Here is a 14830-nt window from a genome sequence, read left to right on the forward strand (position 1 = left end):
TTCTATAATGAAACAAGGTATTCATCCTAACTATGTAGAAATTACTGCAACTTGTTCTTGCGGTAACGTAATTAAAACTCGCTCAACAGTGGGTAAAGATTTAAACTTAGATGTGTGTGGTAACTGCCACCCGTTCTACACTGGTAAACAACGTGTTGTTGATACTGGTGGTCGTGTTGAACGCTTTAACAAACGTTTCAGCATTCCAAGCAAAAAATAATCAACTAATGATTAAATTTAAAAACCCCACAACTGTGGGGTTTTGTCTATACGGAATAGTGATATGCAAAATACCAATTCAACACCTATTTTTATCATCAATTTAGCTAAGTCAGTAGAACGTAAGCAATTTATCATAGAACAATTTGAACAGCTTAATAAACAATTACAGAGTCCTATTCAGTATAATTTTTTCTCAGCTATCAATGGGAATGACAACCCAGATTTCTACCTTTTTAAAAAATATAATAAACAAAAACGTTTTACTCGTAAGGGTAATTATATGAGCTTATCACAGCTTGGTTGTTGGGCTAGTCACTATCTTTTATGGGAAAAGTGTGTTGAATTGAATCACCCTATTATTGTGTTAGAAGATGATTCTTTACTACAAGATAACTTTATAGATGTTTATCAATTTACATCGTCAGAACAAAATAGCGTTGATTTCATTTGGCTTTCTCCCCCAACATTTAAGACACTAGATGTAGATCCTGTTTTTAATATAGAGAATACCGAGACTTATTTATCCAAAGTTACTATTCCTTATGATAACGCCACAGGCTACTTTATTACACCTAAGGCTGCACAAGCATTACTAAATAGTAGTCAAGAATGGATTTATGAAGTCGATATTGTAATGGATAGATTTTGGGAACATAAAATAAATTTATACGGTATATTTCCTGCTTGTGTAAGACCTAATACAGCCATTGAAAGTAATATCCAGTCATTAAAAGATAAACAGAAAAGAACATTATTGCAAAAATTAATAAGAGAATATTACACAATTATAGATAAAGTTAATAAAAAGAAGTTTTTACTATGTAATAGGTAACATAAAATGAATATCTCGATTGCTTGTTTTAAATTTAAAAAAGGTGGTGGAAGTGAAAGATATGTATTAGATATCATAAATGGCTTTTACCAACAGGGCATTAAATGTAATGTTTATTCAACATATTTTGATTCCAAACTTGAAGAATATAAACTTATTACACCTAAAAAAGCAAATTTGAGTTTCATTCCTAAAAGACTGAGATTACCATTTCTATCCAATTTTATAAAAAAAAATAAGCAAAATGATGAAATTATTCTCTCCATGACCCACACCTATAACGATATTACTATTTGTGGTGGACAACATAAAGGGTACCTCAGAGCAATAAATAAAAAACCAACACTTCTTGATAGCTTCAAAATTGCTAACGAACAAAAATGCTTTCAACAAGCAAAATTAATTATTGCTCATTCAAATTTAATGAAAAATGAGTTAGTAGAGTTATATAATATTGAGCAAGAAAAAATAAAAGTTATATATCCTCCTGTCGATACGAAAAGATTCTATGTTGTTTCGGATTCTGAACGAGATAGACTAAGAAATAAATTAGGATTCTCAAAAAATGAAATCATCTATTTATTTCCATCGACTGGACACTATAGAAAAGGTTTTGAAGAATTAAAAGCATTTTTTGAAAGTACTGATCTTCCAATAAAACTTGTCGTTGTCGGCTCTCCTGTAGAAGAAAGTAAAAAAATACGCTATTTAGGTTATCGTAATGATATGCCTGAATTATATAGAGCTGCGGATTTTACTATAATGGCATCAATTTATGAGCCTTTTGGTTTAGTGGGTATTGAATCTATTTTATCTGGTACACCAATCATTTTCTCAAAAAATATGGCATGTCTTGAAACATTAGATGATGATCTAAACCTGTGCTTTAGAAAAAATGATAAATTTTCGTTAGATAAGGCAATAAATTATTCTATAAAACATAAAGAGAATAATACGCACAGAATTCGAGATCCTTATAAGATTCTTAATTATGATCCAACACTATCCAATCACATAAATATACTAAAGAGTATAATTATTTCTATAAGGAAAAACAATGAGTAATTTATTTGATGTGGATAATATATATAATAAAATTACACACACTCTTAATCATAAATATCCATATAGGATCATATATCGCGGACTATTTCCGCGATTTATTAGAAAAAAAATCGAAAATAATCTAGATTATAATAAACAGGAAATCATCTATAATAGTTGGAGGGTGTTGTATAACTTATACTCTTCTAATAACCTAGAAAAATTTGAGATCTCTCCCCATAAAAAAGAACTAATAGGTAAAAAGATTATATGGCAATACTGGGGACAAACAACAAAATTTATCGACTTACCTGAAGTTGTTCAAATTAGTTTTAATTCAGTAGAAAAACATAAAGGTGATTATACCGTCATTCGCCTTAGTGATCAGAATATAAATGAATATATTGAGTTTCCAGATTTTATTTATGAAAAGAGGAAAAATGGTCATTTTAGATATGTATTCTTTTCCGATCTGCTACGACTAGCATTATTAAAAAACTATGGAGGAATATGGATTGATGCGACTGTTTTGATTACATCACCAATACCAGATGAATTGAAAAAACAAGATTATTTCATGTTCTACCGAGATGAAGACTCCCCTTATAAGAATAAATGGGGAAAATACAATTCTTATTTTTCATATTCTTCAAAACAAAAAGTAAAATGTCTCAGTAGCTTTATGATTTCTAAACCAGAAAACGAAACGATTACAATTTTCCTAGACTTATTACTATATTTTTGGAGAACACAAGAAAAGATTCCACATTATTTCTTTTTTCAGATATTATTTGAATACATAATATCTCATCATGAACCCACCCAAAAAATGTTAAGAATAGATGACGCTTTACCACATCTATTACAAAATAAAATTTATGATAAATTTAACAAAGATGATTTTATAGAAATAACAAGATTAAGTAGTATACATAAATTAACTTACATTAAGAAATATAAGGAAAATTCTTATTTTTCTTATTTAAAAAAAGAGTTTCTTAACAATAATGAACTTCCAAAACCTTAAACTTTTTCTTGATATTGTTCAGACGAAAAGTTTTATTCGCTCTGCTGAAAAGAATTATATGAGTGCATCAACCCTTTCTCGTCAAATTCAGCGAATGGAAGACGAGATTGGGCAACCGCTCTTTTTGCGTGATAATCGCCAGGTTTGCTTAACGGATGCTGGACAACGTTTTCTTGTTTTTGCAAAACAGTCTTGGGAAAATTGGCAACAAATACAGCGTGATTTATCACCCGATCAGAAAGAGCTGGAAGGAGAGCTAAAATTATTTTGCTCTGTTACCGCTGCATATAGCCATTTGCCGACCATTTTAGAAAAATTCCGTAAACGCTATCCTAAAATTGAAATCGTACTCAGTACAGGCGATCCCGCCAAGGCGTTACATAACGTACAATCTTTACAGGCAGACATATCCTTAACTGGCAAACCTGAAACACTCCCCCCTAATATCGCTTTTCATTTTATTGATAATATTACCTTATCGCTCATTGTGCCTAGAATTGCTTGCTCTGCAACACAGTTATTACAACAATCACCAATTGATTGGCAGAATGTACCTTTTATCTTACCCGTAGAAGGGCCTGCTCGTAAGCGGATAGATCATTGGTTTAAATTGCAAAAAATCAAAGAACCGAAAATTTATGCCACAGTTGAAGGGCACGAGGCGATAGTACCGATGGTGGCTGTTGGTTGTGGTGTTGCTTTATTGCCAGATGTTGTTGTACAGCATAGTCCTGTTAGTAACCAGATTTCTTATTTTAATTTAACCCTCCCTATTCAGCCTTTTGAGTTGGGTATTTGTGTACAACAAAGACGTTTGCAAGAACCGATAATTCAGGCATTTTGGGCATTGTTATCTGATCTAAATTAAAAGCAATCGCAGAATTTCTGTTAAAATAGCACCAGTTCAAAATCATAATGAGGATAAAAAATGAAAGTTATTGAAGTTAAACACCCGCTTATTAAACATAAAATTGGCTTAATGCGTGCTGCTGATGTGAATACTAAAGATTTCCGCCAACTTGCAACAGAAGTGGGTAGCCTGCTTACTTATGAAGCAACAACCGATTTAGAAACTGAAAAAGTCACCATTGATGGTTGGAATGGACTTGTTGAGATTGATCGCATTAAAGGTAAAAAAGTAACCGTTGTTCCAATTCTAAGAGCAGGTCTTGGTATGATGGATGGGGTGTTAGAACATATTCCGAGTGCGAGAATTAGCGTAGTGGGGATCTATCGTAATGAAGAGACGTTAGAACCTGTCCCTTATTTCACAAAATTAGCGAATGATGTTGGGGAACGTTTAGCTATCATTGTAGATCCTATGCTCGCTACGGGAGGATCAATGATTGCTACTATCGATCTACTCAAAAAAGCAGGTTGTAAGCATATTAAAGTATTAGTACTGGTTGCAGCCCCTGAAGGTATTAAAGCATTAGAAGCAACTCACCCTGATATTGAACTCTATACTGCATCTATTGATAGCCACTTGAATGAGAATGGTTATATTATCCCTGGTTTAGGTGATGCAGGCGATAAAATTTTTGGTACGAAATAATTGATTTAGCAATAATAAAATGGTTACTTGTTAGTAACTATTCAGGAAGACGATGTGCAGTGCAGCTTTCTACGAGGTGACGGCTCATCGCTAAATCCATCAATTGTAGAAGATGTAGAAGATCAAAGCTGATCTTCTACACATATTCCCCAGATGCTATTTTCAACTCTATTCCTTATTACTCACAATCACTCTCAAGCTGTCTAAACGCCAAGTGGCTTGATTAAGCTGTGTGAGTGAATCAGTTTTAATCTGCTCAAGAGCTTGAATTTCATCATTTCGGATATTTTTATTCACTGCTTGTAACGAGGTTAAGCGATGTAATTCAGCACTAAGTGTATGATCCGCATTCTGTTTTGCTTCTGTAATCAAAGCTTGAGCTTTTGGGGTGATTTGCTGTTCTCCAAAGCTAATCAATTTTTCGATTTCACTTCTTACCATCTTCACAATCTTATTGGCCATTTGACGATTAACCGGCTTAAGTTGTTTCTCCAGCCCCACAAAAGAGACTTGTTCGGCAAGATCATTTCCTTTGCTATCAAGCAATACTCTCACTGGCGTAGGGGGTAAGAAACGGGTCAGTTGCAAGCCTTTTGGTGCTTGTGCTTCAACAATGTAAATCGCTTCTAATAACAGCGTTCCTGCCGGTAAATTCTTATTAACTAATAGAGAGACTGCACTTTTACCAATATCGCCTGATGTAATGAGATCAATGCCGTTACGAATCATCGGGTGATCCCACGTTAAGAAGAGCACATCTTCTCGCATTAACGCTAACTCACGATTAAATGTTACAGTGCTACCATCTTCCGCAAGACCTGGGAAGTCAGGAACAAGCATATGCCCTGTTGGGCTAATTACGATACTTTGCTCACCTAAATCTTCTTGTTCTAAGCCAATCACATCAAATAGTTTTAGGGCAAAATTGACTAATTGCGGGTTATTGTCTTGCTCTGCTATGGCTTGTGCTAACTCTTGGGCCTTTTCGCCACCGTTAGAATTGAGCTCAAGTAAACGATCTCGGCCTTTCTCTAATTCTGATTTTAGTTGCTGTTGGCGTTTATACGTTTGCTCGATAAATTGCTCAAACTCAGGCGAATGTTCAGGCTTAACCAAATAATGTTCCAGTTTTTCGCCGAACTCACGAAATAGCGTTGCTCCCATAGGGCAAGTTTCTTCAAATGCATTCAAACCCTTATGATACCAATCCACCAACACACTTTGAGCAGATTGTTCAAAACAAGGAACATGAATTTGAATATCATATTTCTGCCCAATACGGTCTAAACGCCCGATGCTCTGTTCAAGTAAATCAGGGTTATCAGGTAGATTAAACAATACAAGATTTCGTGCAAATTGGAAGTTACGTCCTTCAGAGCCAATGCTAGAGCTAATTAAAACTTGGGCGCCGTCTTCTTGCTGAGCAAAATACGCTGATGCTTTGTCACGTTCGACAATCGACATTTTCTCGTGGAACACCGCCGAACGAATCCCTTCTTTTTCTCGCAATACTTGCTCAAGTTGAATAGCGGTATCCGCGTGTTTACAAATAACCAAAATTTTCTCATCACGATGGTTTTTTAAGAATGTCATCAACCATTCAATCCGAGGATCAAATTCAAACCATTTTGCATCAGGGTTCATTCGTTGGAATAGACGTTCTGGGTAAAGCAAATCTTCTTTTGTATTTCCCTTCATTATCCCCATTACTTTCAACGCATTCGCATACTGTTTTGGCATTTCAAGGGTAATTTGATTGAAAAGACGATGTGGGAAACCTTTGACGCCTTGACGAGTATTACGGAACAATACTCGGCTAGTTCCGTGACGGTCAATCAGTTCACTAATCAACTCTTGGCGAACCTCTAAACGTTGCTCCGCACTGCACTCAGGAGCGTTGATAACTCGTAACATTGGCTCAACGTCTTCTTCTGCAAGTAGCTCGCTAATACTATTCTGTTCTTGCGTATTGAGCGGTTTATCATTCAATAAGGTCGCAACGGCATCTGCCACCGGCTGATACTGTTTTTGCTCTTCAACAAAAGCATTGTAATCATAGAAACGATCGGCATCTAATAATGCCAAGCGAGCAAAGTGGCTCTCTTGCCCTAATTGCTCTGGTGTGGCGGTTAATAATAACACCGCAGGAATTTGTTTTGCTAATTCCGCCACAAATTGATATGCCAAACTTGGATTTTGCTCATTCCATTCTAGGTGATGGGCTTCATCAACAATTAGCATATCCCATTGACTTTCAAGAATCTGTTTTGCACGTTGCGGACTTTGCGATAACCAATCAATAGAACAAATGACTAAAGATTCCGTTTCAAAAGGGTTTTCACTGATATCATTGTCGTCATCATCTTTTTTGTTGAAATCCGCACAACGTTCTTCATCAAACAATGAGAAATTAAGACTAAAACGGCGAAGCATTTCTACAAGCCATTGGTGTTGCAAACTTTCAGGTACAAGCACTAACACTCGCTCAACTCGCCCTGAGAAAAGCTGTTGCTGTAAGATCATACCAGCTTCAATGGTTTTACCTAAACCAACTTCATCGGCAAGTAATACTCGTGGAGCAACACGCTGCCCAACTTCTTTAGCAATATGTAATTGATGTGGAATTAGACTGGCTCGAATGCCTTGCATTCCGCGCAGATGAGATTGAAATTGTGCTTGCTGAAATTGGAAAGCACGATAACGTAAGGCAAAACGATCACTGCGATCAATCTGTGCAGAGAAAAGACGATCTTGCGGTTTGCTGAAACTAATTTTATGCTCCAACATCATCTCTGGTAGAACCGCATCTTCGCCAGAATCTACTCGCTTGCCAAGATAAATCGCAACGCCTTGATTTTCAACCACATCATCAATATCAAGTTGCCAACCTTCAAGGCTCGTAATACGATCCCCTTGCTGAAATTGCACACGAGTTAATGGTGCAACAGCCACCGCATACACACGCTGTTCATCTGATGCAGGAAAATCAATGGTTACTGTGCGATTATCAACCGCTTGTACTATTCCTAAACCTAAATTATTTTCCGATTCACTGATCCAACGTTGCCCAACAACAAAACTCATAATATCCTCTTTTTATTTTCTTTAAGTGGTTATTTTACCTGATTTTTCTTTTGGTAAGCGGCAAGATTTGCCGAAACTTTTGCAAATCTCGTGCGACTGTTTAGTTTTATGGCGATTACAAACTCTGATAGAGTTTAAACGCTTGTCCGTCGGACATACTCGCAAGATAGTCACAAATAATTCTTGGACGCTTACTCTCTTCGTTCTGTTTCCAACGTTCTGCTACACTTTTTGGTAGCAAGCGGGTTGGGTCGCAACTGAGCATATCAAATAATTCCATTAAAATTCTCTGCCCTTTATATTCCACCCGCTGCGTTTTGACATCACAAATCACATATTGATAAACAAACGCTTTTAACACATCTAAAACTTGTTTGACTTCTTTTGGCAAACAGGCGTTAAAACGCAGTAATGGCTCATCAAAATCTGCCGTTTCGTGCCATTTTACGTTAGTGACAAAATAATTGACCAATCCGCCAATCACATCTTTTCGTTCATAGCGGTGAGATGAGAATAATTTCTGGCTAATTTCAGGTAAGCGTTTTTGTAGCCATTCCGATTCACATTCCAATAAGGCTTTTTCGGCATATTGCCACGACTGTGGTGTTACCATTCCCCCCACAATCGCATCCTCTAAATCGTGTACGCCATAAGCAATATCATCGGCAAGTTCCATAATACTGCAATCAAGGGATTTATACCGCGTAGTATTCGGCAACTGCGGATTTGGATTTAGCATTACCGTTGTAAATAAAATGCGATCTGGTTCGGATAATGGCTCAAGTACCCAGTCGAAAAAGTGTTTATCATCATCGAATAAGCCTTTGCTCGTTTTCATTTGATGCAAGTTGATGTAACGGTTTTCTGGAATGACTTTAGGCTCTTGGGGGAAAGTCTTTGACAGCAATGCAGGATATTTGATGATGCCGAGTAAGGTTCGGCGAGTTAAATTCATTCCTGCGTTTTCAGTATAAGGCTCTAACTGTGTCACAATACGGAAAGATTGGGCGTTCCCTTCAAATCCGCCAAGTTCTCGCATTTTGTAATTTAACGCCATCTCGCCACCGTGTCCAAAAGGCGGATGCCCAATATCGTGAGCAAAACAGAGCGATTCAATTAGGCTACGAGAAGGAAGTAAAGCGGTGAGATCTTGCCCAAAATTTGCAAATTTTTGCAGAGAACAGACCGCTTGAAATCCTACTTTGTCTTCATTTAATTTAGCTCTCAAACTGCTGCCGATTTGAGCAGCTTCAAGAGAGTGAGTTAAACGTGTACGATAAAAATCATCTTCCCCAACCGCGTGAATTTGCGTTTTGGCTTGTAAACAACGAAAGGCTTCAGAGTGTAAAATCCGCCCACGATCTCGTTGAAATGGCGAACGATGATCTTGCTCTCGCTGTTTATCCCCTAAAAAGCGTGCTGTCCAAATGCTATTTTTGATTTGTGTATCTGTCATTATGCGTCCTTATCGTAATAGATCTACGGCATTTAGTACTTTTCAGCTATAATACGCTCTTTTTATTTCTGTTCAATCATTATCCAAATGGCACTTTTTTATACTGATAAATCTGCAAAAAAATCCACTAAACTAACCGCTTTACAACGCTTTGATATTCAAGATTTAGATTATCAAGGTTTAGGTGTTGCAAAGTTAAATGGTAAAACGTGGTTTGTGGAAAATGCCTTGCCGAATGAGCAAGTAGAAGCCACGATTTTGGAAGAAAAACGCCAATATGGACGAGCCAAAGCGGTACGATTTTTGCAAAAATCTGCAACTCGACAATTGCCAGCTTGTACAATTTACAGTCAGTGTGGCGGTTGCCAGATGCAACATTTGCCTGTAGAACTACAACGAGAAACCAAACAAAAGGCGTTATTTCAACGTTTGCAAAAACTACAATCTCAACCCATTCAGCACCACGAAATGCTTGTTGGTTCGGCGTTTGGCTATCGCCGCCGAGCTAAATTACATATTAGCTTAACTAAAAATGCACTATCTCTTGGTTTCCGCCAAGCAAATTCTCAAACGGTTATTCCCCTTGAGTATTGCAATGTGTTAGAGCCTGAACTTGCACAACTTCTTCCCTATTTACAACAATGTTTTGCTAACTGGAAACAGAAAAAATTACTTGGTCATATTGAGTTAGTCCGAGCGGATAATGGCGTTGCCCTGTTATTGCGTCATCTTGGGAAATTACACCTTGATGATGAAAAAGCCTTGAGAGATTTTGCGGAGCAACATCATTTATTGTTATTTGTGATGCTAGATAAAGAGCAGATTGAACAGTGGCGTGGCGATCTACCTTACTATGAAATCAATGGCTTATCCTTGCGTTTTTCAATTCGTGATTTTATTCAAATCAATGCAGCTTTAAATCAGAAAATGGTCAATCAAGCAATCGAATGGCTGGCACTTTCTAAACAAGATCGTGTGTTAGATCTCTTTTGTGGAATGGGCAATTTTACCTTGCCGATGGCAAAATTTGCCCAACAAGTTGTAGGGATTGAAGGAGTTGAACCAATGGTTGAGCAAGCAAGGCAAAATGCTGAACTCAATCAAATTGAAAATGCACAATTTTTCCAAACCGACCTAGACCAACCATTTGTCGATAAGCCTTGGGCAAAGCAAAGCTTTAATAAAGTGCTACTTGATCCTGCTCGTAACGGTGCATTATTTGCTCTCGACCATCTCTGTCAGCTCTCGCCAGAGCGGATTGTGTATGTTTCGTGCAACCCTGCCACCTTAGTGAGAGATGCGGAAAAACTAATCCAACAAGGTTATCGTCTCGAAAAATGTGCAATGATCGATATGTTCCCTCACACAGGGCATTTAGAGTCGATTTCGTTGTTTGTTAAGGCATAAATACGAAATAAGTTAAGCGGTCAGTTTATTACCATTTTTTACAAAATTCACTACATAACCTACCGCTTAATACAAATAACGACTAGGTATTAGTCGTGCAATTCTTCTTCACTTTCTTCCAATTCATCAGCCATTGCACTGAGTGCATCACGCGTTAATTGAGCAAGGGCTTTGTAAAAGCCGGTATCAAAGGCTTCCACTTTGCCTAAAAATTTACTCAAGCAAGGTAATAAAAAGGTTTCAAAAAGTGTTTGTTGGGCTTGGGTTGAAGCTAGATTGTCTTCAATCCAAGATGCTGTAAGCAGTAATAATGCAATATGATCAGGGGTGTCTAATTCAGGCATTCCACGCTGTTGGCGAAAGGCGACAAAATCATTTACGTTTAATCCATAGGCAGAAATTGTTGTAGCAATAGCACCGTTATTTGCAAAAAGATCTTGATAACTCACCGCTAGTTGCGTAGGGTTAGCACCCTTCTCAAGGGTGGTTAGAGCTTGGTCGCTTTGAGTGTCGGTGGATAATGCCCAGTTGCTACGAAGTCCACCTTGTGCCAACCACGCAAAAGTGCCTGCTAAAATAGGATCAGTAGGTGAACGGTAAAATAGATTGCCAAATAAACGGCAAAGTAGAGAAAAATCGTTAATTATTGTTTGGTTCATTATGTGTAATCAATTGAAATAAAAATGCTATGTTACACGAATCCATAGCAGAAACGAAAAGGAAAATAGGATGAAATATATCGGTGCACACGTTAGTGCTTCTGGCGGTGTGGAAAATGCAGTGCTACGCTCGGTTGAAATTGGCGCAAATGCCTTTGCATTATTTACGAAAAACCAACGTCAATGGAAAGCTCCGCCACTTAAACAAGAGACTATTGAAAAATTTAAACGTTTTTGCCAAGTGCATCAGTTTTCTGCCGATCAAATTTTGCCCCACGATAGTTATTTGATTAACCTGGGTAATCCTGAAGTGGATAATTTAGAAAAATCTCGTGAAGCTTTTATTGATGAGATGCAACGTTGCGATCAACTTGGTTTAAAATTACTTAATTTTCACCCGGGTAGCCATCTAAATAAGATTTCAGAAAAAGAATGTTTGGCTCGTATTGCTGAATCGCTCAATATCGCAATAGATACTGTACCCAATGTGATTGCAGTTCTGGAAAATACCGCAGGGCAGGGTTCAAACTTAGGTTGGCGATTTGAACATTTGGCTGAAATCATTGAACAAGTAGAAGATAAATCGAGAGTCGGAGTCTGTTTAGATACTTGTCATTTATTTTCTGCAGGTTATGACATCAGTTCATTAGCAAGCTGTGAGCAAGTCTTTAGTGAATTCTCTGATGTTGTAGGTTTTGACTATTTGCGTGGTATGCACATCAATGGATCTAAAACGCCATTAGCCAGCCGAGTAGATAGACACGATACGTTACGAGAAGGCACAATTGGAACAGATGTGTTTCAGTTTATTATGCAAGACTCACGTTTTGACCGCATTCCGCTCATTTTAGAAACAATCAAACCAGAAATCTGGGCTGATGAGATAAATTTTTTACGTTCGTTGGAACAAAAGTAAGTTATACTTGTCGGACGACTGGCTCAGGTAATTATCTGAGCCAATTATTTTATACCGTTTATTTATTCAATTTTTTAGGAGTGCTTCGCTTTTCTGTTCTGGCGAGACAAATTTATTATGCAAAAATTATTTTTCACACTGACAAAATCAGTTTTCATTATGATGAGCTTGATTACATTAGCGACTTATTCTTCGTTAGCAAATGCAAGTTTAAGTACTAAAGCGGCAACACCAAACCAAATTCTCAATCAACAAGTTACAGTGAAAAATAAGGTTTTAGCTAAGGATACGTCAAATCATCACACCGTAAGCAACGCTAACAAAGTTCTCTCAACTTATCGCCAATGGGCAGGTACTCGCTACCGTTTAGGTGGCACAACTAAAGCCGGTATTGATTGTTCTGCATTTGTTAGAACCACAATGAGTAATGCCTTTAATATTCATCTTCCACGCTCTACAGCAGAACAAAGACACGCTGGAAAATCGATTTCAAAATCAGACCTAAAACCAGGCGATTTAGTTTTCTTCCGCAAGAATAATCACGTTGGTGTTTATATTGGCGGTGGCAAATTTGTTCACGCAAGCTCTAGTCGAGGCGTTATAACCAGTTCTTTATCTGAAAAATACTGGGCAAAAACTTACACACAATCACGCCGAGTACTTTAAACTGTTCTAGTTTTAAGCCGCATATCTTGTTTGATGATGAGATGTGCGGTTTCTTATTTGGTGAACCACATTTGTAATGACACCCGCAACCTGAACTTCATTCCAATCTGAAATGCGTAAATTAGGTTCAGCTACATCAAGTGAAAATAAGATCTTTTCTTGACCAATTTGATTAAAAAACTGGTAAAACTTATATTCACCATTTTTCTCAATCACAAAAAGATCGTTAATTAAGATCTGCTCACTTTGCTCTACAATTAAAAGATCATCTAACTCAATGCCCCACGCAATCAGATTTGGATTTTTAACGTGAATAAAAAAGGTATCTGTTGGTTTACGAATACAAAGTGAATTGAGATCTAATTTAATTGAACGCTGGGCGTTAAAATCACGATATAACGGTATTGGTTGATAAGATAATTCACGTGTTAATGTTCTAAGATGTGCCATATTTTGCTCCTGCTGTTTTACAGTCTGATTTTTATTCAATACGATCAGTAAACTGTGTGTTTATACAGGTTATTTTACTGTTCAAAAAAACAGTGTCAATAAAAAGATCGATTTTTTTTGTAAATTTATACAGTGCCATAAATCAGATCCAAATAAAAAGCCATAGTCAAGTTAATGACTATGGCTTATATTCACATCAAGTTATCTTATTTGGATAAAAGTAAATTTGCTAAGGTTTTAATTCCAATCCCTGTTGCGCCGGTTGCCCATAAATCACTTGCGGTTTTACGGAATGTTGCTGCACAGTCGATATGCAACCAATTTTGTTGATAATTTTTCACAAAATAAGATAAGAATGCCGTTGCAGTGCTTGCTCCTGCTGGTACAGGCACAGAGCCTACGTTTGCAATATCGGCAAAGGAAGAAGCGGTTTGATTACGATGGAAATCTTCAAATGGTAAACGCCAGAATGGTTCTTTTTCAGATTTTGCTGATTGTAATAAATCTGATACTAATTGTTCGTCCATTGAGAGTACTGCGTGGTAATCATTTCCTACGGCAACTTTTGCCGCCCCTGTTAAAGTGGCACAATCCACAATAAATTGTGGGTTTTGTTTATCTGCTTCAATTAAACCATCAGCTAAGACTAATCGTCCTTCGGCATCGGTATTAAGCACTTCAACAGTCACGCCATTACGATAATGAATAATATCCCCTAGTTTAAATGCGCGGCTACTTACCATATTTTCAGCACAGCAGAGATAAAGTTTGACACGCTGATTCAAACCACGAGCAATCGCTAAGCCTAGAGCACCCGTTACTAATGCTGCTCCACCCATATCTGTACGCATTGTGGACATTGAATCACTCGGTTTAATGCTATATCCGCCTGAATCAAATGTAATTCCTTTGCCAACTAAACAAGCTAACACAGGTGCGTCAGGGTTTCCTGTTGGGTTGAAATCAAGCTGTAACATCGCTGGCATATTAGCAGAGCCTTTACCAACGGTCCAAATACCTAAATAACCACGATCTTTTACTGCTTCACGAGAGATGATTTCAAAAGATACTTTACCTTTGCCTGCATATTTATCCGCTTGATGGACAATAAATTCAGCCGCTTTGTGAGCTAATACTTCAGGAGTTAATACATCAGATGGTTCATTGATAATTTCACGAGTAAAAGTTGAACAAGCTAAACGAGCATCAAATTCAGCCTGATCGCTATTTAATGCAGGGAATGTGATTTCTCCTGTACTTTTTACGCTCACAAAGCCTTGTTGGAACGCCCAGCTTTCTTCTAATCCCCAGCCTTCGCCAACCAATGCAACATTTAAAATACCTTGATTTTTAATTTTACGAGCGGCTTTTTGAATACTCACTAAAGGGTCTTTCTGTAAATGAATAGTCATTCTATTTTGATTTGCCGAAAGTAGGGCATCTTTTCCCCACTGCTCTGCGGCAGGCTGTGTTGATAGTATGATTTGCATTGCTGACATAATGTGTCCTTAT

14 protein-coding genes are annotated in these 14830 nt (G+C 37.3%); 9 read left to right on the forward strand and 5 right to left on the reverse strand.

All coding sequences use genetic code 11. The features are described from left to right. Window positions 1-7: 7 nt before the first annotated feature. The 6 genes from rpmE to upp all read left to right on the forward strand — a co-directional run bounded on the left by rpmE (window position 8) and on the right by upp (window position 4680). Window positions 8-220, forward strand: a complete 213-nt coding sequence (rpmE, locus tag A1D26_RS05070; RefSeq protein WP_123956433.1) for a 50S ribosomal protein L31 — start codon at window positions 8-10, stop codon at window positions 218-220. 63 nt (window positions 221-283) lie between these two features. After that, the gene (locus tag A1D26_RS05075; protein WP_157402986.1) at window positions 284-1054 is read left to right on the forward strand and encodes a glycosyltransferase family 25 protein; all 771 of its coding nucleotides are present in this window, start codon (window positions 284-286) and stop codon (window positions 1052-1054) included. 6 nt (window positions 1055-1060) lie between these two features. Then, entirely contained in the window at window positions 1061-2119 is a 1059-nt protein-coding gene (locus A1D26_RS05080; protein WP_157402987.1) for a glycosyltransferase family 4 protein, read from the forward strand. Continuing rightward, the gene (locus A1D26_RS05085) at window positions 2112-3125 is read left to right on the forward strand and encodes a capsular polysaccharide synthesis protein (protein ID WP_157402988.1); all 1014 of its coding nucleotides are present in this window, start codon (window positions 2112-2114) and stop codon (window positions 3123-3125) included. The genes A1D26_RS05080 and A1D26_RS05085 overlap by 8 nt, the downstream gene beginning before the upstream one ends. Beyond that, window positions 3106-3993 carry an HTH-type transcriptional activator IlvY gene (gene ilvY, locus A1D26_RS05090; protein WP_157402989.1) on the forward strand — a complete coding sequence of 296 codons (888 nt, stop codon included), beginning with the start codon at window positions 3106-3108 and terminating at the stop codon, window positions 3991-3993. Before A1D26_RS05085 ends, ilvY begins: the two co-directional genes overlap by 20 nt. 60 nt (window positions 3994-4053) lie before the next feature. After that, window positions 4054-4680 (forward strand): uracil phosphoribosyltransferase, encoded by a 627-nt coding sequence (upp, locus tag A1D26_RS05095; protein ID WP_157402990.1) that lies wholly within the window; start codon window positions 4054-4056, stop codon window positions 4678-4680. A gap of 168 nt (window positions 4681-4848) precedes the next feature. On the opposite strand, the gene rapA is transcribed toward upp, so the two are convergent. Beyond that, a complete protein-coding gene (gene rapA, locus A1D26_RS05100; RefSeq protein ID WP_157402991.1) occupies window positions 4849-7764 on the reverse strand; it encodes an RNA polymerase-associated protein RapA in 2916 nt (971 codons plus the stop codon). A gap of 115 nt (window positions 7765-7879) precedes the next feature. Further along, the gene (locus A1D26_RS05105; protein WP_198303086.1) at window positions 7880-9220 is read right to left on the reverse strand and encodes an anti-phage deoxyguanosine triphosphatase; all 1341 of its coding nucleotides are present in this window, start codon (window positions 9218-9220) and stop codon (window positions 7880-7882) included. Window positions 9221-9307: 87 nt separating this feature from the next. Between A1D26_RS05105 and rlmD the strand changes: the two genes are divergently transcribed. Beyond that, window positions 9308-10627: a 23S rRNA (uracil(1939)-C(5))-methyltransferase RlmD gene (gene rlmD, locus A1D26_RS05110; protein WP_157402992.1), complete on the forward strand. Its 1320-nt coding sequence runs from the start codon at window positions 9308-9310 to the stop codon at window positions 10625-10627. 89 nt (window positions 10628-10716) lie between these two features. Here the strand turns inward: rlmD and A1D26_RS05115 are convergent, their stop codons facing one another. Continuing rightward, complete coding sequence (locus tag A1D26_RS05115; protein WP_157402993.1) at window positions 10717-11286, reverse strand: TorD/DmsD family molecular chaperone; 570 nt, start codon at window positions 11284-11286, stop codon at window positions 10717-10719. A gap of 70 nt (window positions 11287-11356) precedes the next feature. Here A1D26_RS05115 and nfo point away from each other — a divergent pair, with 70 nt between their 5' ends. Beyond that, window positions 11357-12202, forward strand: a complete 846-nt coding sequence (nfo, locus tag A1D26_RS05120) for a deoxyribonuclease IV (protein ID WP_157402994.1) — start codon at window positions 11357-11359, stop codon at window positions 12200-12202. Window positions 12203-12319: 117 nt separating this feature from the next. Further along, window positions 12320-12868 carry a C40 family peptidase gene (locus tag A1D26_RS05125; RefSeq protein WP_157402995.1) on the forward strand — a complete coding sequence of 183 codons (549 nt, stop codon included), beginning with the start codon at window positions 12320-12322 and terminating at the stop codon, window positions 12866-12868. Window positions 12869-12880: 12 nt separating this feature from the next. On the opposite strand, the gene A1D26_RS05130 is transcribed toward A1D26_RS05125, so the two are convergent. Beyond that, entirely contained in the window at window positions 12881-13318 is a 438-nt protein-coding gene (locus A1D26_RS05130) for a LexA family protein (RefSeq protein WP_157402996.1), read from the reverse strand. A gap of 206 nt (window positions 13319-13524) precedes the next feature. After that, window positions 13525-14808 carry an aminopeptidase PepB gene (pepB, locus tag A1D26_RS05135; RefSeq protein WP_157403042.1) on the reverse strand — a complete coding sequence of 428 codons (1284 nt, stop codon included), beginning with the start codon at window positions 14806-14808 and terminating at the stop codon, window positions 13525-13527. Window positions 14809-14830 lie beyond the last annotated feature (22 nt).

This window comes from Ursidibacter maritimus, from assembly GCF_009761395.1.
In the GTDB taxonomy this organism is placed as follows: Bacteria; Pseudomonadota; Gammaproteobacteria; order Enterobacterales; family Pasteurellaceae; genus Ursidibacter; species Ursidibacter maritimus.